Below are 21151 nucleotides of genomic sequence, written 5' to 3' on the forward strand. Positions count from 1 at the left end.
CTTCGCAAGGCGGGATCTGCGGGGTTTTACAACCCCTCCAGCTCCGCCATCAGATCATTCAGCCGATCCACCTTCTCCTCGGTGATGTCACTGGCCGCCAGCCCTTCAATGTACCCGGCCAGTTCCTCCACCGTGCTGCACTCGAACATCGCTCGCAGCGGCACGTCCCGTTGCAGGGCTTTCTGCACCCGCGAGGCGATCTGCGTGGCGAGCAGCGAGTGGCCGCCAAGTTCGAAGAAGTTGTCGCGTACCCCGACCTTCTCGACCTTCAACACCTCGGCCCATATATCAGCCAGGGTCTGCTCCAGTTCGCTGCGCGGCGCCAGGTAATCCTGGCTCTGCAGCTGGCCGATTTCCAGCGCCGGCAGGGCCTTGCGGTCGAGTTTGCCGTTGGCGTTGAGCGGCAGCCGGTCGAGCCACAACCAGTGCAGCGGCACCATGTATTCCGGCAGTTCGGCGCGCAGGCGCTGCTTGATTCGTTCCAGGCGCTCAGTCTGATTCAGTGCGCAATCAGCGGCGACCAGGTAGCCGACCAGATGCTTGCCGTTGACGCCTTCCTGCACGCCGACAGCGCCGTCACGGACTTCCGGTTGCTCATGCAGACGCGCCTCGATTTCACCCAGTTCGATCCGGTAACCGCGAATCTTCACCTGATGGTCGACCCGACCGACGTACTCCAGCACACCGTCACTGCGGCGGCGCGCCAGGTCTCCGGTGCGATACAGACGCTCGCCCGGCGCACCGAACGGATTCGGCACGAATACCGGTGCGGTGCGCAGCGGATCACTGACGTAACCACGACCGACACCGGTGCCCGCGACACACAACTCACCCACGGCACCCAACGGCACCAGATCCAGCGCGCCGTCGAGCAGGTACAGCAAGTTATTGTCGGTGGGTGTACCGATCGGCAGGTAACTGCCGCGAGTCGACGCCATGTCGACGCGGAAGAACGCCACGTCGTCCGAACACTCCGCCGGACCGTAGGCGTTGACCAGCCCGATCTCCGGGTACCGCAGCAGCCACTGGTGCGCCAGCTCCGGCGGCATGGCCTCACCGGTCGGCAACATCCAGCGCAGGCCATCGAGGCTCAGGCGATCCGAAGCCAGCATGCCCTGAATCAGCGACGGCACACTTTCCAGCACAGTGATGCCCTGTTGCTGCACATGCACCAGCAAACCTTGCGGATCATGAGCGATGGTATTCGGCACGATATCGACCCGTGCGCCGAACAACGGCGCAGCGAGGAACTGCCAGACCGAAATGTCGAAACTTTGCGAAGCGGTCTGGGCGATCACGTCGGCGTCGCTGAGGCCCAGGTAAGGCACCTTGCTCAACTGGTTGTTGAGCATGCCGCGCTGCTCGACCATCACGCCTTTGGGCAACCCGGTGGAGCCCGAGGTGTAGATCACGTAGGCCAGGTTACCCGGGCCGCTGAAGATGCCCGGATTCGCCGACGACACCGCGCCAGCCTGAACCTCTTCCCACACCAGCAAACGTGGGCGGTTGGCGCAGCTGAACTCATCCAGCAAGACCATCGCCTGTTCACGGCAGGCTTCGCTGCACACCAGCACCGGCGTGCGGCTGAGCTCGATGATGCGTTGCAGACGCTGGCTCGGCAGGCCCGGATCCAGCGGCAGGTAACCGGCGCCGGCCTTGAAGCTGCCGATGATCATGCCCAGCAGATCCGGATTGCGCTCGCTCAGCAGCGCCACTGGTTGATCCATTTGCACACCCGCAGCAACCAGCGCATGGCCGAGCCGGTTGGCGTTGCGGTTCAACTGCTCGTAGCTCAATTGCTGATCGAGGCAACTGGCGGCGACGCGTTGCGGATGTTGCGCCACCTGCGCTTCGAACAGTTCGACGTAGCTCTGCTCCAGCGGATAGTCGTGCTCACTCTGGTTGCAGCCGTGGAGCAGGAAATCCTGTTCCTCATGGCCCAGCAGCGGCAGGTCAGCCATGTCGCCATGGAAGCCGTCGACCAGCGCCAGCAACAGACGCTTGAACTCGCCGAGCATGCGCTCGATGGTCGACTCGTCGAAGTAGCGTTGGTCGTAGGACAGGTGCAGGCCGAGGTCATCGCCCGGATAGCAAACCGCTGTCAGCGGGAAGTTGGTGTGGGTACGGCCCGAGTCCGAGGTCGCATTGAGGCTCTGCGCCCGGTCCAGCACCGAGACTTCCACCGGGGCGTTTTCAAACACGAACAGGCTGTCGAACAGCGGCTGGCCTTTCGGCAGTTCGCTCTGTTCCTGGATGTTCACCAGCGGCAGGTATTCGTACTCGCGCAGCTGCATGTTGCTGTCGAGCAGAGCGCTCAGCCACTGACGCACGCTGGTGCGCTGATCGTCCGCCGGGATCTGCACCCGCAGCGCGATGCTGTTGATGAACAGGCCGACGGTGCGTTGCATCTGCGGCATGTCCACCGGGCGCCCGGCCACGGTCACGCCGAACAACACGTCGCGATCACCGCTCAGACGTCGCAGCACCAGGGCCCACGCCGCCTGGGCGAAGGTGTTGATGGTCAGCTGATGAGCCTGGGCCAGTTCGCGCAGACGGGCACCGTCCTCGACATTCAATCGGGTGTAGCGGTCGCCGACGATCATCCCGCCGCTTTCGCCGGCGTGCTCACGCAGGAACGGACGGTCGCTCGGGATCGGTGTGGTGCGCTCGAAGCCTTGCAGGTTCTGCCGCCACCACTCGCGCGCCTCAACCAGGCTCTGGCGTTGCAGCCAGCCGATGTAATCGCGATAACGCGGCGGCACCGCCAATTGCGCTTCGCGACCTTCACCCAGAGCGGTGTAGATCTCGAAGAAGTCGTTCATCAGCAGCGAGCGGCACCAGGCATCGATCAGGATGTGGTGGTTGCTCATCATGAACCAGTAACGGGCCGCGCCGACCTTGATCAGGCGCAGGTGGAACGGTGCCTGATTGAGCAGATCGAACCCGGCTTCGCGCTCGGCCTTGAGCAGTGCTTGCAGCTTCGGCTCCTGCTCGGCTTCGGCAATGGCGCTCCAGTCCAGGTAATCGACCGGCGTGCGACCCGGCGTATGAATCACTTGCAGCATGTCTTCGCCGACGTTCCAGCAGAACGATGCACGCAGCGCTTCATGACGGGCGACCACAGCCTGCCAGGCCTGGGCGAAACGCTCGGGGTCGAGTTCGCTGTTGATGCGGTAGCGATCCTGCATGTAGTACAGACCGGTGCCCGGTTCGAGCAAGGTGTGCAGCAACATGCCTTCCTGCATCGGCGTCAGCGGGTACACGTCTTCGATGTGCGCCGCCGGCACCGGCAGTGCGTCGAGCTGCGCCTGGGTCAGTTTCGCCAGCGGGAAGTCCGACGGCGTCAGGCCACCGGCCTCGTCCTGCAGACAGTGTTCGATCAGGCTCTGCAACTCGCCGACATAGGCATCGGCCAGCTCGTTGATGGTCTGCGCGTCGTAGCGTTCGGCGCTGAAGGTCCAGCGCAGGATCAACTCACCGCCGTACACCTGACTGTCGACGCTCAATTCGTTCGGCAACGGTGCGTGAGGATCGTGGGCCGCACCGACCGGCTCGTCCAGCGGATGGAACAATGCGTCGCTGCCGAAACTCTGGTCGAACTGGCCGAGGTAGTTGAAGGTGATCGGCGCATCCGGCAATGCCGCCATGCTCTGACGGCTGGCGTCATCAGCCAGATAACGCAGCACGCCATAACCCAGGCCCTTGTGCGGAACGGCACGCAGTTGTTCCTTGATCGCCTTGATCGAAGCGCCCTGCCCGGCGGCTTCTTCGATGTTGTGCGGAGTCAGGCGCAGCGGATAAGCGCTGGTGAACCAGCCGACGGTGCGAGTCAGGTCGATTTCGTCGAACAGGGTTTCGCGGCCGTGGCCTTCCAGTTGAATCAACGCCGATGGCTGGCCGCTCCAGCGGCACAGCACGCGGGCCAGTGCAGTCAGCAACAGGTCGTTGACCTGCGTGCGATAAGCGCTCGGTGCCTGTTGCAGCAGTTGCTTCGTCCGTTCGGCATCCAGACGCACGCTGACCGTTTGCGCGTGACGATTCTGCCGCCCGCCTTCAGGGCGTTCGCACGGCAGGTCGGCATTCGGGCCGGCCAGTTGCGCCTGCCACCAGCTCAGTTCTTCACGCAGGGATTCGCTGCCGGCGTAAGCCTGCAAGCGCGCCGCCCAATCCTTGAAGGCGCTGGTTTTCGCCGGCAGCGCCACCGACTGACCGGCATCGAGCTGGCGATACACGGTTTGCAGATCGTCGAGCAGAACGCGCCACGACACACCGTCAACCACCAAGTGATGAATCGCGATGAACAACCGTTGCTGAGCGTCCGGCCCATCCACCAGCACTGCACGCAGCAGCGGGCCCTGGGCAAGGTCGAGACTGCGCTGGGCATCGGCGAACAGTGCAGCGCACTTGTCCATCGACGGCACGCGCACTTGCCACAACACTGCGGCATCGGTCACCGGTTGATGGGTTGCCTGCCATGCGCCGTTGACCTCGATGAAGCGCAGACGCAGGGCGTCATGCTGCTCGATCACCGCCAGCAATGCTTGCTCCAGACGATGCGGTTCCAGCGGTGCAGTCGGTACAAGCAGCAACGCCTGGTTCCAGTGCTGACGCTGGGGAATCTCGGTGTCGAAGAACCAGTGCTGGATCGGCGTCAGACGCGATTCACCGGTCACCAGACCTTGTTCGGCGGTCACGGTTTCTGTACGACTGGCGACAGCGGCCAACGTCTGCACCGTCTGATGCTGGAACAAATCACGGGGGCTGAAATGAATGCCCTGCTGCCGGGCGCGGCTGACCACTTGAATCGACAGGATCGAGTCGCCGCCCAGTTCGAAGAAGTTGTCGTTGAGACCGACCTGCCCGACGTTGAGCACTTCGCACCAGATCTGCGCCAGGGTCTGCTCCAGCTCGTTGCTCGGCGCCACGTAATCCTGACGGTTCAGCTCCGGGTCCGGTGCCGGCAACGCGCGGCGGTCGAGCTTGCCGTTGGCGGTCAGCGGCATGCTCGCCAGCAGGATCAGATGCGTCGGCACCATGTAGTCCGGCAATTGTGTCTTGAGATACGCCTTGAGGGCTTCGCGCAGTCCGGCTTGCTCGGCTTCGCTTCGCTCGGCGATGTCGGTCACCAGGTAGCCGACCAGTTGTTTGCCGCTCGGCGCATCCAGCGCCAATACCACCGCTTCGCGGATCGAGTCGTGATCGAGCAGGCGGGTTTCGATTTCGCCCAGTTCGATCCGGAAACCACGAATCTTCACCTGATGGTCGATCCGCCCCAGGTATTCCACCAGACCGTCGGCACGCTGGCGCACCAGGTCGCCGGTGCGGTACATGCGCCCGCCATCAGCGGCAAACGGGTCGGCCACGAAACGTTCGGCGGTGATGCCCGCACGCTCGTGATACCCCTGGGCCAGACCGGCGCCGCCGACGAACAACTCACCGGTCGCGCCTTGTGGCACCAGCGCCAGGTCGGCATCAAGAATATAGGCCACACGATCACCGATCACGCTGCCGATCGGCACACTGCCGGCGCCCTCTTCCAATACTTCCGGCGCAAGGCTGGCCAGCGGCATGACCACGGTTTCGGTCGGACCGTAGGCATTGAAGAACAGACTCGGTTTGAACGCTGCGCGAATCCGTTGCAGGTGTTCGCCGGTCAGCGCTTCGCCACCGGTGATGATCATGCGTACCGGCAGAATGTCGTTTTGCGTCGCGAGGAACTGCGCCAACTGGCTGCCGTAGCTCGGGGTGAAACCGAGAACATTGATGCGATGTTCGCGGATCAGGCCGCAGATCGCTTGCGCGTCCCACTGTCCCTGCGCACGCAGCACCACTTGCGCGCCGCTGAGCAACGGCACCAGCAGACGCTCGGTGGCGGCGTCGAAGTTGATCGAATAGAAGTGCAGTTCGCAATCGTCCGGGCGCATGCCGAAACGCTCGATCACGGCCTGACAGTGCATGGCGATTTCACCGTGGGACACCACCACGCCTTTCGGCTTGCCGGTGGAACCCGAGGTGTAGATCAGGTACGCCTGATGTTGCGGCAGGCTGATGAACGGAAGTTCGCTGGCCGGGTAATCGGCCAGAGCGGCGCTGTCGTCCTCCAGGCACCAGCGCGCCACGTTCGACGGCAGTTCGCCGAGGGCCTTGAACATCGCCCGGTCGCTGAGCAGAAGGCCGACGCGGCTGTCTTCGATCATGTAGTGCAAGCGGTCAAGCGGGTATTCCGGGTCCAGCGGCACATAGGCACCGCCGGCCTTGAGGATCGCCAGCAAGCCGACGACCATCTCCAGCGAACGCTCCAGCGCCAGGCCGACCCGCACTTGCGGGCCGACACCAAGCTCACGCAGAGCCCAGGCCAGACGATTGGCGCGGGCGTCGAGTTCGGCGTAGCTCAGGGTCTGGCCGGCGAAGGTCAGGGCCGGTGCGTCTTTGCGCGCCAGTGCCTGCTCGGCGAACAGGTGATGGATGCATTGGTCGAGACGACGCTTGCCCGGCTCGACGCCAAGGCTTTCGAGCAATTGCTGTTGCTCAGGCGCATCGAGCAGCGGCAGTTCACCGAGACGTTGCTGCGGGTCGGCAATCAGCGCTTCCAGCAGGTTGCGCCAGTGCCGGGCCATGCGCGCAATGGTCGGCTCATCGAACAGATCGGTGCTGTAAGTCAGGCAGCACCCGAGGCGATGGTCGAGGTCGGTGACTTCCAGATTGAGGTCGAACTTGGTCGCCCGCGCATCGTTGACCAGATACTCGACGGTCATCCCGGCGAGTGTGCGGCTTTGCTGGAATTCCCAGCGCTGCACGTTGCACATCACTTGGAACAGCGGGTTGTAGGCGGCGCTGCGCGGCGGCTGCAACGCCTCCACCAGATGGTCGAACGGCAGGTCCTGATGGGACTGGCCTTCGATCACGGTGTGGCGCACCTGCTCGAACAATTCCCCCACCGACATCTGGCCGTCAAGCTGGCAACGCAGCACCTGGGTGTTGAGGAACGCCCCGATCAGCCCTTCACTTTCCGGACGGATGCGGTTGGCCACCGGCGCACCGATGCGCAGATCGGTCTGGCCGCTGTAACGATAGAGCAAGGTCGCGAGTGCAGCGGTCATGGTCATGAACAGGGTCAGACCGTTCTGCGCGTTGAACGCCCGGACCCGTGCGGCGAGATCGTCGCTCAGGTCGAAACGGAACAGTTCACCCTGGTGGCTTTGTACCGGCGGACGCGGACGGTCGCCCGGCAGTTCCAGCAGTGGATGTTCGCGACCCAGTTGGGTGGTCCAGTAGTCGAGCTGACGCTGACGCTCGCCGGATTCCAGCCAGTGGCGCTGCCACACGCTGTAATCGAGGTACTGCACCGGCAGCGGCTCCAGCGGCGAATCGCGGTCATCGATAAACGCTTCGTACAACGCGCTGAGTTCCCGGGCGAAAATGTCCATCGCCCAGCCTTCGGTGACGATGTGGTGCAGGGTCAGGACGAAGTAATGCTCCTTTTGCGCCGTCTTGACCAGGCAGGCGCGCAGCAGCGGGCCGCTTTCCAGATCGAACGGCAGGTGCGCTTCGTCGTCGGCCAGTTGCCGGATTTTCTGCTCACGCACCTCGTCGGCGAATGTCGAAAAATCTTTCCAGTCCATGCGCACGCCGGTCTCCGCATGCACCTGCTGACGGGCCACGCCATCGACACTCGGGAACGTAGTGCGCAGGGTTTCGTGACGCAGGATCAAGGCTTGCAGCGCCGACTCGAAACGCCCGACATCCAGCACGCCCCGCAGGCGCGCCATGCCGCCGACGTTGTACGCCGGGCTGTCCGGCTCCATCTGCCAGAGGAACCACATGCGCTGTTGGGAATAGGACAGCGGCACCGGTTTGCTGCGATCGACCTTGTCGATCGGCGGCTGCCTGTTGGTGCGACCGCTGGCCTGGATCTGACAGATCTGTTCGGCGAAATCACCCAGTTCGCTGTGTTCGAACAAGGCACGCAGCGGCAGCTCGACGTCGCAGGCCTGACGGGTGCGGGAAATGATTTGCGTGGCCAGCAGCGAGTGACCGCCGAGGGCGAAGAAGTCGTCGCGCAGGCCGATCTGTTTCAGACCCAGCACCTCACGCCAGATGGCGGCGATCTGTTGTTCCAGTTCAGTGACCGGCTCGACGTGTTCGCGCACCTGCCATTGCGGCTCGGGCAAGGCGCGGCGGTCGAGTTTGCCGCTCGGGCTCAGGGGCATCGCCTCCAGACGCATCAGTAGTGCCGGAACCATGTACTCCGGCAGCTCGGCAGCCAGTGCCGTTTTCAGTCGAGCGATGTGCGCATCCTGATCTGCATTGGCATCGGTACCGGTGAAGTAGCCGATCAGTTGCGGGCCGGCGACGGTTTCACGCACCAACACGGCGGCCTGAGCCACACCATCCTGAGCCAGCAGACGGGCTTCGATCTCTTGCGGCTCGACGCGGAAGCCGCGCAGTTTCACCTGCTGATCGAGACGGCCGAGGTATTCGATCACGCCATCGTTCGTCCAGCGTGCACGGTCACCGGTGCGGTACAGACGCGCACCCTGCTCGCCCAGCGGATCGACCACGAAACGTTCGGCGGTCAGACCCGGGCGACCGAGGTAACCACGAGCCAGGCCGATGCCGCTGATGCACAGCTCACCCGGCACACCGGCCGGCACCGGATTCAGCTCACTGTCGAGCACGCGGCAGACCACGTTGCCCAGCGGACGGCCAATCGGCGAACACTCGCCATCGGCCACGCTGCAATGCCAGTGGGTGACGTTGATCGCGGTTTCGGTCGGGCCGTAGCGGTTATGCAGTTGCACCGCCGGCAGCTGCGTCAGCACCCGATTGCGCAGTTCCGCCGGCAGCGCTTCACCGCCAGAGAACACGCGACGCAAGCGGGTGCACTCGGCACTCAACGGTTCGTCGATGAACAGCGCAAGCAACGGCGGCACGAAGTGCAGCGTGGTCACGCCGTACTGCTGAACCAGCTGCGCGATGCGATGCGGATCGCGGTGTTCACCATGGCCGGCGATCAACAGGCGCGCGCCAGTCATCAACGGCCAGAAGCACTCCCACACCGACACGTCGAAACTGATCGGCGCCTTTTGCATCAACACGTCGGTTTCGTCCAGGCGATAGGTGTTCTGCATCCATTGCAGACGCTCGGCCAGCGCCGCATGAGTGTTGCCGACGCCTTTCGGCTGGCCGGTGGAACCGGAGGTGTAAATCACATAGGCGAGGTTGTCGCCGTGCAGGTGCAGGCCCGGTGCCTGGCTGGGCCAGTTTTCCAGGTGCAGGGTGTCCATGGCGATGACGCTGACGCCTTCTCTGGCCGGCAAGCGGTCAAGCAATGCGGTCTGGGTCAGCAGCAGTTCGACGCCACTGTCACCGAGCATGTAGGCCAGACGCTCGGCCGGGTAATCCGGGTCGAGCGGCACGTAGGCACCGCCGGCCTTGATGATTGCCAGCAGGCCGATCAGCAGTTGCGGTGAACGTTCGGCGGCGATGGCCACGCACACGTCCGGGCCGACGCCTTTGTCACGCAGGTAATGGGCGAGTCGGTTGGCCTGAGCGTGCAGTTCAGCGAAGTCGAGGCTGCCGCCGTCCCATACAACTGCGGTGCGATCAGGCGTCTGCCGCGCTTGTTCATTCAGCAGCTCCGGCAACCATTGTTGTGCCGGGGTGCACGGGGCGATGCTCCACGCATTTTGCTGAGCGTTCTCGGCGGCGGTCAGCAGCGGCAGGTCACCGATGGCGTGTTCCGGACATTCGCAGACAGCGCGCAACAGATTACTGAAATGCTCGGCCAGCCGCTCGATGGTCGCGGCGTCGAACAATTCGTCGGCGTAGTCGAAGGACAGCGTCAGGCGACCGTTGCGGTCTTCTTCACTGTGCAGTTGCAGATCGAACTTGGCCTCGCGGCTGTGCCACGGCAGTTCCTCGGCGAGCAGGCCCGGCAGGCGCTTGAGTGCGCTCAAGTCGCGTTGCTGATGGTTGAACATGATTTGGAACAGACCCTGTTCGCGGGCCTGCGGGAAGGCTTCAAGCAGTTGTTCGAACGGCAAATCTTGATTGGCCTGAGCATCGAGCGCCGCCTGACGGGTTTGCGCCAACAGCCCGCTAAACGAAAGACGTGAGTCAACCTCGGCGCGCAGCACCTGGGTGTTGATGAAGAAGCCGATCAGGCCTTGGGTTTCCAGACGCGGGCGGTTGGCGTTGGGCACACCGATGCGGATGTCACGCTGGCCGCTGTAGCGATGCAGCAGACTCTGGAACGCCGAGAGCAGCAGCATGAACGGCGTGGATTGGCAGGTCTGGGCAGTCTGGCGAATGGCGTCGCTGAGGCTGATCCCCAGGCGAACGCTGTGGCGTGCGGCACTGTGCTTTTGCTTGGCCGAGCGTGGATGGTCGGTCGCCAGTTCCAGGGTCGGATGCTCGTCACCCAATTGCGCTTTCCAGTACGCCAGTTGCCGCTCGCCCTCGCCCCGCGCCAGCCACTGACGCTGCCAGCTGCCGTAGTCGGCGTACTGGGTCGGCAACGGCGCCAGTTCCGCGCGCCGGCCTTGGGAAGCGGCGGCGTACAGGCGCGAGAACTCGTCGATCAATACGTTCAGCGACCAGCCATCAGCGATGATGTGGTGCATCGTCACCAGCAACTGGTGATCTTCGTCGTCGAGGCGAACCAGCGTCACCCACAGCAGCGGACCGTTCTCCAGGTCGAACCGGGTGCGCGCTTCGTCTTCGCGGATCTGTTGCGCGCGGGCTTCACGCTCGCTGGCCGGCAGGTCGCTGATGTCGATCAATTTCAGGTTGAACTCGCCTGCGGCTTCGACCTGTTGCAGGGCCACGCCATCGCGTTCGAAGAAGCGCGTACGCAGGGATTCGTGGCGTTCGATCAGTTGCTGGAAACTGGCACGCAGTGCGTCTTCATCCAGTTCGCCGCGCAGGCGCAGGGCACCGGGAATGTTGTAGGCGCTGCTCTGCGGGTCGAGTTGCCAGGTGATCCACAAGCGGTTTTGTGCCAGGGATTGTGGCAGTGCTTCAGTGCGCGACAGTGCGCTGATTTCGCCCTGTGCGCTGCCGCCGTCCTGTTGCTGCTGCGCCACGGCGGCGGCGAACGCGGACAGGGTCGGCGCTTCGAACAGCAGGCGCAGATTCAGCTCCAGGCTCAGTTCTTCGCGCACTCTGGCGATCACTTGCGTGGCGGCGATCGAGTTGCCGCCGAGCAGGAAGAAGTGATCGTCGGCGTTGACCTGTTTGACGTTGAGTTGCTCGGCCCAGATTCTGCCAATCAACACTTCCAGTTCGGAGGCGGACGCGGTCGAGTCATGAGCGTTTTCAGCCGTGGCCGACGGGAACACCGCGTAGCTGTCGAGGCTGCCATCAGCCAGACGATTGCGGCAGGCCGAACGTTGCAGCTTGCCGCTGGAGGTCTTCGGCAGCGCGCCCGGATTGAGCAGCACGACCACATTCGGCGCTTCCTGGTACGCCTCGGCCACGGCCTGGCGGATCGCCTTGATCAGCGCTTCGGGCGGAAGGATTTTCTGCACGCTGCGGCTGATTTCCGCCGCGATGCCGATGCCTTCTTCGCCGTTCCGATTGACTGCGAACGCCGCGACGCGGCCCTTGCGCACCACCTCGACTTCGTTCTCGACCGTTTTCTCGATGTCCTGCGGATAGAGGTTGTGACCGCGCACGATCAGCATGTCTTTCAGGCGACCGGTGATGAACAGTTCACCGTCGCGAATGAAGCCCAGGTCACCGGTGCGCAGCCAGGTCTGGCCGGCGTGCTGGACGAAGGTTTTGGCCGTCGCCTCAGGGTTGCGCCAGTAGCCGTGGGCGATGCTCGGGCCGGTGGCCCAGACTTCACCGACGGCGTTGTCGGGCAGTTGTTCAAGCGTGCCCGGCTCGACGATCAGCACCGCATGCTCCGGCTGGCTGATGCCGCAGCTCATGATCGGGCTGCCCTCGCCCGGCTCGACGCGGTTCTGCGCCAGGGCTTGATCGTCGACACGCAAGGCCGGGATGCCGGTGCCGCGCGGTGTGCCGGCGACGAACAGGGTCGCTTCGGCCAGACCGTAGGACGCCATGAAACGGCTTTCGCTGAAACCGCACACGGTGAACTTCTCGGCGAAACGCTCGAGGGTGTCGAGACGGATCGGCTCGGAACCCGAATAGGCGACACGCCAGCGACTCAGATCGAGACGCTCCAGCGCGGATTCGCTGACACGTTCGCTGCACAGACGATAGGCGAAGTCCGGGCCGCCGCTGATGGTGCCGCCGTACTGACTGATCGCTTCAAGCCAGCGCAACGGCCGGCCGAGGAAGTAAGCGGGTGACATCAGGATGCATGGCACGCCGCTGAAGATCGGTTGCAGCAGACCGCCGATCAGGCCCATGTCGTGGTAAAGCGGCAGCCAGCTGACGATCACGTCGTCCGGGTTCACGTCAATGCCGAAACCGTGACGGATCAGCAGTTCATTGGCCACCAGATTGCCGTGGCTGACCTGCACGCCTTTGGGCAGCGCAGTCGAACCGGAGGTGTATTGCAGGAAGGCGATGTGGTCTTGCGGCAAGGTCGGTTCGACCCAGCGCTCGGCCAACGCAGCGTTGAGAGTATCGACACACAACAACGGCGGCGCGCTTTCGATTTGCTGCAGGGCGTCGCGCAGGTCGGCGCTGGTCAGCAACAGCCGCGGTTCGGCGTCGGCAATGATCGACAGCAGACGCTCCTGATGGTGACGCTTGGCCGACTCCGGCGGATAGGCCGGCACCGCGATCACGCCCGCGTACAGGCAACCGAAGAATGCCGCGACGTAATCCGGACCACTGGGAAACAGCAGCACGGCGCGATCACCGAAACCGGCCTCGGCCTGCAAGGCTGCGGCGATGGTGCGGGCACGCTGATCGAGTTCGCGATAACTGAGCACCACAGCCTGCTCCTCGTTTTCCGCGAGAAAGCGCAGGGCCAGCCGGTCCGGTGTCAGGGCCGCACGGCGCTGTAGGGCTTGGACCAGGGTGCTGGGGAGTTCGAACGCGTCGGTCATGAGGTTTCCTGCCTGAATTCGGCTTGCTGGTGGAATCGGTTGGCTGCGGCATGCCCGTGCAAGGCATGCGGGACACGGTCTTCGCCGACCGTGCAAGGCATTGGAATGCGGTAGGTCCGGGGCTGCGCACCCGGAACCGTTCACCAATGAGAACGGATGACGTCTTGAAATAATTAGTCGGCAGGCTGGATAGCCAACGCGGCCTGGCGAATGGGCGCATGCGGCGGCGCGTCGCAGTTCACGGAACGCACCGTCATGGATCATTACTTCTCTTTCTCAATTGACAATCATTATCATTCAACATAATTTGTCGCTCGATGTGTAGGAAGCCCCCTCCCCCAGGCGTCCCACTAACCTATTGGCAGCAAGGTGATTTCCATGACGGAACAAGTATCCACAAGCAGGTGCGATTCACCGCTACTTCAGGCATTCGTCGACAATCGACTGATTCTGGTCAAGATTGCAGCCCGCATTACCGGCTGTCGGTCACGCGCCGAAGATGTGGTGCAGGATGCGTTCTTCCGGCTGCAATCGGCGCCACCGATCACGTCGTCGATCAAGGCTCAGCTGAGTTACCTGTTCCAGATCGTGCGCAATCTGGCCATCGATCACTACCGTAAACAGGCGCTGGAACAGAAATACGCCGGCCCCGAGGAGGAAGGGTTGAACGTGGTCATTCAAGGTGCCTCGCCGGAAACCTCGCACATCAACTTCTCGACCCTGGAACACATTGCCGATGCACTGACCGAGCTGCCGGTCCGCACGCGTTACGCCTTCGAGATGTATCGCCTGCACGGCGTACCGCAAAAGGACATCGCCAAGGAACTCGGCGTTTCGCCGACCCTGGTCAACTTCATGATTCGCGATGCGCTGGTGCATTGCCGCAAGGTTTCGGGCAGCCGTGCAGAAGCCATGACCGCCAACCGCCGCTGACGCCACGCCATTCCAAAAAAAAGATCGCAGCCTTCATTGAAGGGCTGCGATCTTTTTTTGTTTCAGCCGGGCATCACACCAGTTTGCAGCGATCGAAAAACCGCTCGCGTCCCAGGATCATCAGCGCCGCGCGCTTGTGCGGAAAATCGAATTCCTTTTCACAGTGGAAACACTGGTTGTGCATGTGGCCGATCATCTTCGCGTTGTCGGCACGCGGCTCGGCGACGACGCGCTGGGTGCGCGGATCATCCAGAAACAGGTAATGCACCAGCGCCGACAGCCAGCTCGCCACTTTGTGCGGGCCGCGATGGTCTTCCTCTCCGACCAGCATGTGAATGCCTCGGTCGTAGTTATCGGCGTCGTAGAACGGCGCGATACGATCTTCCTTGGCCCAGTAGGCTTCGAAATAGGCAAACGGCTGATCATCGAAACAGCCGATAAGGGTCAAAGTGTGCGGATCGGCCTCGAGTTTGCTCAGGTATTCGCGGTGCTGTTCGAGACTGCCCTCTTCCTGCCAGAAACGGGCGACTCGCGGACTGTTCTGCCAGCGGTTGAAACGCGCAAGATCGTGTTCGATCTCAACCGTACGCAGAGAAATCCACGCGCCAAGGCGCGCATCGAAACGTCGATAGACTTCTCCGCGCGGCTTCATCGGTCGTAGCGGATGGCGCTTGCCGTTGCTGATGACCATCTGCTGCGGATAGCTGCCGGTCAACGAGGCGCCCAGCCACGGTTGCGGCAATTGCCAGAACAGCGTGCGCTCGCAGCGATACTCCCCCGCCACGTCAGTGCCCACCAGTAAACCGCTGAGCAGGGCTTCGGTCGGTGCCTGATCCAGTCGCCATATCAATTGCTGACACGCCGGATCCCGGGCAAACAGCCAATAACACGCTGCCCACAGCGCCTGACCCGGTGGCAATGCATAGCGTTCATCGATCTGGATCGGCCCATGGCCTTCACGATCGAGGCGCAGGCGAATCAGCGGCTGCCCGTCCAGGCTCAGGCTCAGGCGGCATTCAGTGGCATCGGCTATCAACTGACTGCCCGAGGGCAAGGCCAGGGCAGTCAGGTCATTCAGATTGGACATGGGGCGGGCTCACGATAATCGTCGACAGTTCAACGATGGGACGTGAGGCGGGTCGCCAAATTTAGTCCGCCGGGCAAAAAACCAGGCGTCAGTGATGAGGAACCGGCATCACGGCAATCCGGTACGGCTCGAAGATCTTCAGCATCTGGCCGTTGTCGCGCAAACCCTGCAGCAATTTGCCGAACGCCTCGCCGGTGATCGGCGCTTTCGGGCTGAGAATGGCGTAGTGGTGGTAGATCTGGTCGATGCGCTGCGACACCAGCAACTCATCACGCACCTTTTCGTTGCGCAGCAGGTAATCGAACAGATATGAACGGGTCACCAACGCAATGTCTGCACGACCGCGCAACACCATCAACAGATTGCTGTCGTGGGAGTAGGTCAGCGTGGCGTTCCAGGTATCGGCAAGGTATTTGGGATCGGCATTGAAGCTGGCGAACTCGTAGTGATAACCACTGTAAAGCGCCAGGCGTTTGCCCTTGAGATCGGCGAAGTAATTCTGCTGGCGACCGGGTTCGTTCTGCGCAACGAAAATTTCCGCGTCTTCCAGGCCCATGTCGACAGTAACGTGGGGAATGTTTTTCCAGCCCCAGTCCGGGTTTTCAAAGATCGCCATGTCGGTGCGGCCATCCTTGAAATCACCGAACCTTCGCGGAATCGAAGTGGGTACCAGCTCGAAACGGTAGTCGCTCTGCAAGCTGTTCAACGCCGCCACCAGCTCCGGCAACAGACCGGTGTCCGCGCCGTTTTCCGGGCGAATGGTGTACGGCGGAAAATGCGCAGCGCCGACCCGAACCACTTGTTCTGCTTCTGCGGGCAATACCCATAACGTAGCCAGCGCTACGAGCATCAGCCCGGCGGCCGTCCGAATTGGCGAAGACTTCAAAACAACCCACTCCCCGAAAAAGTACCGATCATTGCATTCAAGCTAGGCGGTTTCGCCCAGTTAGCCAGTTTCCCGGACCGATAGAAAGCGATTAGCGTTCTTCAAGCACCAGAATCAACGCCTCTTCGGCCAGTTGATCGAGGCTCAGACTGCCACCGGCCCGGAACCAGGTGGTGGTCCAGGACAGCGCACCTGTGAGAAAACGTCGGGTAATGAACACGTCGCCACGGATGAATCCCGCTTCCTTGGCCTCGCCCAGCACTTGCAGCCAGATATCCTCGTAGATGTCCCGCAGCGCCAGCACCTGGGTCTGGCCTTCTTCGGACAGCGAGCGCCATTCATACACCAGCACCGCCATCGCTTCGCCGCTGCCGCCCATGATCGACTGCAATTCGCAACGGATCAGCGCCAGCACCCGCTCGCGCACACCGGTCGCTTCGGCCAGGGCCGCCCGCATCAGCGCCGTGTTGTAGCGGATGGTTTCTTCCATCACTGCCCGCAGGATTTCATCCTTGCTCTTGAAGTGATGAAAAATACTGCCCGACTGAATGCCCACGGCACCGGCCAGGTCACGCACGGTGGTGCGCTCGTAGCCCTTGTTGCGGAACAGGTGGGCCGCCACTTGCAGCAGTTTGCCGCGAGCGCTGTCCGGGTCGGTCAACCGGCCTTCGTCGACCAGTTCGCGCATGACCTTCAGGGCTTTTTGCTCGTCCACCCGTTCTCTCCTACAGTCGTTCAATCATCTGCTGCCCTGAAATTGCAGGGTTGCGCGGGCAATTTAAGCCGCCGACCGCGACCAAGCAAGCGCTTGGGCAGAAGATAATTTCGCCTGTTTACAAACCAAGCGCTTGCTTGGTAGCCTCGACTCACTTCTGCACAGATTGCCGAGTCGGAGATGAAAATGCCCACCACCGTCCGCATCGGATGCGCCAGCGCATTCTGGGGAGACACCTCGACCGCCGCCGCGCAGCTTGTGGCCGGCGGAAAACTGGACTATCTGGTCTTCGACTACCTGGCCGAGATCACCCTGTCGATCATGGCCGGCGCCCGCATGAAGGATCCGCAGGCCGGGTTTGCCGGCGACTTCATCGAAGTCCTCGCGCCGCTGCTGCCGCAACTGGCAGAACAGAAGATTCGCGTCATCAGCAATGCCGGGGGGATCAATCCCCAAGCCTGTGCCGCCGCCCTGCAAGCGGCCTGCGACCAGGCTGGCGTGACGCTGAAAATCGCGGTGCTGTCGGGCGACGATCTGCAACCACAGTTCAAACAGCTCGCCACCCAAGGCATCACGGAAATGTTCAGCGGCGCACCGCTGCCGCCGATGTGCGTTTCAACCAACGCCTACCTCGGCGCACCGGGCATCGTCGAAGCCCTGCGCCTGGGCGCCGACATCGTCATCACCGGCCGGGTGGTGGACAGCGCGGTGGTCAGTGCCGCGCTGGTGCACGAGTTTGGCTGGTCATGGCACGACTACGACAGACTCGCTCAGGCCGCATTGGCCGGGCACATCATCGAATGCGGCGCGCAATGCACCGGTGGCAACTTCACCGATTGGCGCGACGTGCCGGATTACGAGCACATCGGTTTCCCGATCGTCGAGGTGAGCGCCGACGGCCAGTTCATTGTCAGCAAACCCGAAGGCTCCGGCGGACTGGTCACACCGCTGACCGTTGGCGAACAGATGCTCTACGAAATCGGCGATCCACAGGCTTATCTGTTGCCCGATGTGGTCTGTGATTTCAGTCAGGTCAAACTTCTGCAACAAGGCAAAAACGCAGTCCGCGTTACCGGCGCCAGAGGCTTGCCACCCAGCAACCAATACAAGGTCAGCGCGACATACCCGGACGGTTTCCGCTGCACCGCCAGTTGCCTGATCGCCGGTATCGATGCGGTGGACAAGGCCCGACGCGTCAGTCAGGCGATCATCGACAAGACCTCGGAAATGCTCGAGCAACGCGGCTGGGGCCCTTACACCGGAACCCATGTCGAATTGCTCGGCAGCGAAGCCACCTACGGCCCCCACGGCCAGTGTCGGGACAGCCGCGAAGTGGTGATCAAACTCGCCGTACGTCACCCGAACAAACAGGCTTTGATCCTGTTCTCCCGGGAAATTGCCCAGGCCGCCACCGGTATGGCGCCGGGCCTGACCGGCATCGTCGGCGGGCGGCCCACGGTGTATCCGTTGATCCGGCTGTTTTCATTTCTGATCGACAAAAGCGCCTGCACACTGAAGATCGACATCGCCGGCGAATCTCATCCGTTCTCCCTGCCCGCCCCGGCCACTCTCGACAGCCAAAGCTTGCCACTGCCCCACGAAACACCCAAACCCCAGGGGCGCGCCGACGCCAGCGTGGCGCTGGTGAAACTGGCCGTGGCGCGCTCCGGCGACAAGGGCAACCACAGCAACATCGGCGTGCTGCCACGTCGCCCTGAATACTTGCCGTGGATCGCCGAAGCGCTGTCCCCCGCCGTAGTCGTCGACTGGATGAGTCATGTCCTCGACCCGATTCACGGTCGGGTCGAGCGCTGGTATCTGCCGGGTACCCACAGCCTGAATTTCCTGTTGGAAAACGCCCTCGGCGGTGGTGGTGTGGCGAGCCTGCGCATCGACCCGCAAGGCAAGGCCTTCGCCCAGCAATTGCTGGAAATCCAGATCCCGGTGCCGCAGAGCATCGCCGAACAGTTCGACTAGGGGATTGGCACCATGGCATTCGAATCGATTTTCAAGGCTGATCTGTTCAGCGGCCAGACGGTGATCGTCACCGGAGGCGGCAGCGGCATCGGACGCTGTACCGCCCACGAACTGGCGGCGCTCGGTGCGACCGTGGTGCTGGTCGGGCGCAAACCGGAAAAGCTGCAAGCGGTCGCCGCAGAAATTGCCGAGGACCGTGGCCGGGCCCACTGGAAATCTTGCGACATTCGTGACGAAGAAGCGGTGAAGGCACTGGTCAGCGAGCTGATCCGCGAACACGGACCGATCCATGGGCTGGTCAACAATGCCGGCGGCCAGTATCCGTCGCCACTGGCTTCGATCAATCAGAAAGGTTTCGAAACCGTGCTGCGCACCAACCTGGTCGGTGGTTTTCTGATGGCCCGGGAAGTGTTCAATCAGTCGATGAGCAAACATGGCGGCAGCATCGTCAACATGCTCGCCGACATGTGGGGCGGCATGCCCGGCATGGGCCATTCCGGGGCCGCCCGTTCGGGCATGGACAATTTCACCAAAACGGCGGCGTTCGAATGGGGTTGCGCCGGCGTTCGGGTGAATGCCGTGGCGCCTGGCTGGATCGCGTCCAGCGGCATGGACACTTATGAAGGCGCGTTCAAGGCCGTGATCCCGACCCTGCGCGAACACGTGCCGCTCAAGCGCATCGGTACCGAATCGGAAGTCAGCGCAGCGATTGTTTTTCTGCTCAGCCCTGCCGCTGCGTTCATCAGCGGCAGCACCTTGCGCATCGACGGCGCGGCCAGTCTGGGCAATCGCGCTTGGCCGCTGCACAAGGCGACCCGCAGCGAATCCTTCAACGGCTTTCATCGGGCGTCCAGCCCAGACGTCTTGAAGGACAAGGAGTAAGCCATGCCGGTCATTCAATCCCGGCTCGATCCGCAGAGCGAGGCCTTCACCCGCAACCGCGCAGCGATGCTCGCGGCTATCGAGCAAGTCCGGCAACTCGAACAGAACCTGCTGGACAAGGCTGCCGAGGCCAAGCCGAAATTCGACAAACGCGGGCAATTGCTGCCCCGTGAACGCCTGAATCTGCTGCTCGACCCGGGCGCGCCGTTCCTCGAACTGGCGAGCCTGGCCGGTTACAAACTGCACGACGACAAGGATGGCAGCTCGGCCGGTGGCGGCTTGATCGCCGGCATCGGTTACGTTTCCGGCGTGCGCGCCTTGATCGTGGCGAACAACAGCGCGATCAAGGGCGGGACGATCTCCCCGACCGGTCTGAAAAAATCCCTGCGCCTGCAACAGATCGCCCAGGAGAACAAACTGCCGGTCATCACGCTCGCCGAAAGCGGTGGCGCCAACCTCAACTACGCGGCGGAGATTTTCGTCGAAGGCGCGCGCAGCTTTGCCAATCAGGCGCGGATGTCGGCGATGGGGTTGCCGCAGATCACCGTGGTGCACGGCTCGGCCACGGCCGGCGGTGCGTATCAACCGGGTCTGTCGGATTACGTCGTGGTGGTGCGTGGCAAGGCCAAGCTGTTTCTCGCCGGTCCCCCGTTGCTTAAAGCCGCGACCGGTGAGGTGGCCACCGACGAAGAGCTGGGCGGCGCCGAGATGCACGCGCAGGTGGCCGGCACCGCCGAGTACCTGGCCGAGAACGATGCCGATGGCGTGCGCCAGGCCCGGGAGATCGTCAGCCTGCTGAACTGGAACGCGCCACTGCCGCGACTGCCCGAACCGCCATTCAAAGAACCGCTGTACCCCATCGACGAACTGTTGGGCTTGATTCCGGACGACCCGAAAAAGCCCTACGACGTTCGCGAAATCATTGCCCGAATCGCCGACGAATCGCGCTTTCTGGAGTTCAAGGGTGAGTTCGATCAGCAGACCGTTTGCGGCCACTTGAAAATTCAGGGCCGCGCCTGCGGCTTCATCGGCAACAACGGCCCGATCACGCCCAATGGTGCGAGCAAGGCGGCGCAGTTCATTCAATTGTGTGACCAGAGCCAGACACCGTTGCTGTTCTTCCACAACACCACCGGGTTCATGGTCGGCACCGAATCGGAACAGCACGGCGTGATCAAACACGGCTCGAAACTGATCCAGGCCGTCGCCAACGCACGGGTGCCGAAACTGACGATCGTGGTCGGCGGCTCCTACGGTGCGGGCAACTATGCGATGTGCGGGCGTGGACTCGATCCGCGCTTCATATTCGCCTGGCCCAACAGCCGCACCGCCGTGATGGGCGGTGCCCAGGCCGGCAAGGTGCTGCGGATCGTCACCGAAGCCAAGCAATTGAAGGACGGTCTGGAACCCGACCCGAAAATGCTCGACATGCTGGAACAGGTCACCGCACAGAAACTCGACAGCCAGTCCACCGCTCTTTATGGCAGCGCCAACCTGTGGGACGACGGGCTGATCGATCCACGCGACACCCGCACCCTGCTCGGTTACCTGCTTGACATCTGTCACGAAGCCGACATTCGCACGTTGCAAGCCAACAGCTTCGGCGTCAGTCGGTTCTGATTGCCACGGACTCAAGGAGAACA

Annotated in this window: 8 protein-coding genes; 4 read left to right on the forward strand and 4 right to left on the reverse strand. The window is 62.7% G+C overall.

The genetic code is table 11. The annotated features are described in order from the left end of the window. Positions 1-26: 26 nt before the first annotated feature. On the reverse strand, positions 27-13028 hold the full coding sequence (locus NWV16_RS19535) for a non-ribosomal peptide synthetase (protein WP_260520397.1): 13002 nt from the start codon (positions 13026-13028) through the stop codon (positions 27-29). A 378-nt stretch (positions 13029-13406) separates the two neighbouring features. Between NWV16_RS19535 and NWV16_RS19540 the strand changes: the two genes are divergently transcribed. Beyond that, entirely contained in the window at positions 13407-13961 is a 555-nt protein-coding gene (locus NWV16_RS19540) for an RNA polymerase factor sigma-70 (protein ID WP_065257049.1), read from the forward strand. 73 nt (positions 13962-14034) lie between these two features. Here NWV16_RS19540 and NWV16_RS19545 read toward each other — a convergent pair whose 3' ends face one another. The 3 genes from NWV16_RS19545 to NWV16_RS19555 form a co-directional block, all read right to left on the reverse strand. Beyond that, positions 14035-15048: a GNAT family N-acetyltransferase gene (locus NWV16_RS19545; protein ID WP_260520398.1), complete on the reverse strand. Its 1014-nt coding sequence runs from the start codon at positions 15046-15048 to the stop codon at positions 14035-14037. 88 nt (positions 15049-15136) lie between these two features. Next, positions 15137-15934 (reverse strand): substrate-binding periplasmic protein, encoded by a 798-nt coding sequence (locus tag NWV16_RS19550; RefSeq protein ID WP_260520399.1) that lies wholly within the window; start codon positions 15932-15934, stop codon positions 15137-15139. 91 nt (positions 15935-16025) lie between these two features. Continuing rightward, entirely contained in the window at positions 16026-16649 is a 624-nt protein-coding gene (locus NWV16_RS19555; protein ID WP_260520400.1) for a TetR/AcrR family transcriptional regulator, read from the reverse strand. 186 nt (positions 16650-16835) lie between these two features. Here NWV16_RS19555 and NWV16_RS19560 point away from each other — a divergent pair, with 186 nt between their 5' ends. The 3 genes from NWV16_RS19560 to atuC are packed head-to-tail and all read left to right on the forward strand — an operon-like array spanning position 16836 to position 21128. Further along, positions 16836-18626, forward strand: coding sequence for an acyclic terpene utilization AtuA family protein (locus NWV16_RS19560; RefSeq protein ID WP_260520401.1), 1791 nt, complete (start codon positions 16836-16838; stop codon positions 18624-18626). A gap of 12 nt (positions 18627-18638) precedes the next feature. Further along, entirely contained in the window at positions 18639-19508 is an 870-nt protein-coding gene (locus tag NWV16_RS19565) for an SDR family oxidoreductase (RefSeq protein WP_260520402.1), read from the forward strand. Positions 19509-19511: 3 nt separating this feature from the next. Next, positions 19512-21128: a geranyl-CoA carboxylase subunit beta gene (gene atuC / locus NWV16_RS19570; RefSeq protein ID WP_260520403.1), complete on the forward strand. Its 1617-nt coding sequence runs from the start codon at positions 19512-19514 to the stop codon at positions 21126-21128. Positions 21129-21151: the final 23 nt, after the last annotated feature.

It is taken from the genome of Pseudomonas sp. BW7P1, assembly GCF_024981055.1.
GTDB classification, from domain to species: Bacteria; Pseudomonadota; Gammaproteobacteria; order Pseudomonadales; family Pseudomonadaceae; genus Aquipseudomonas; species Aquipseudomonas bananamidigenes.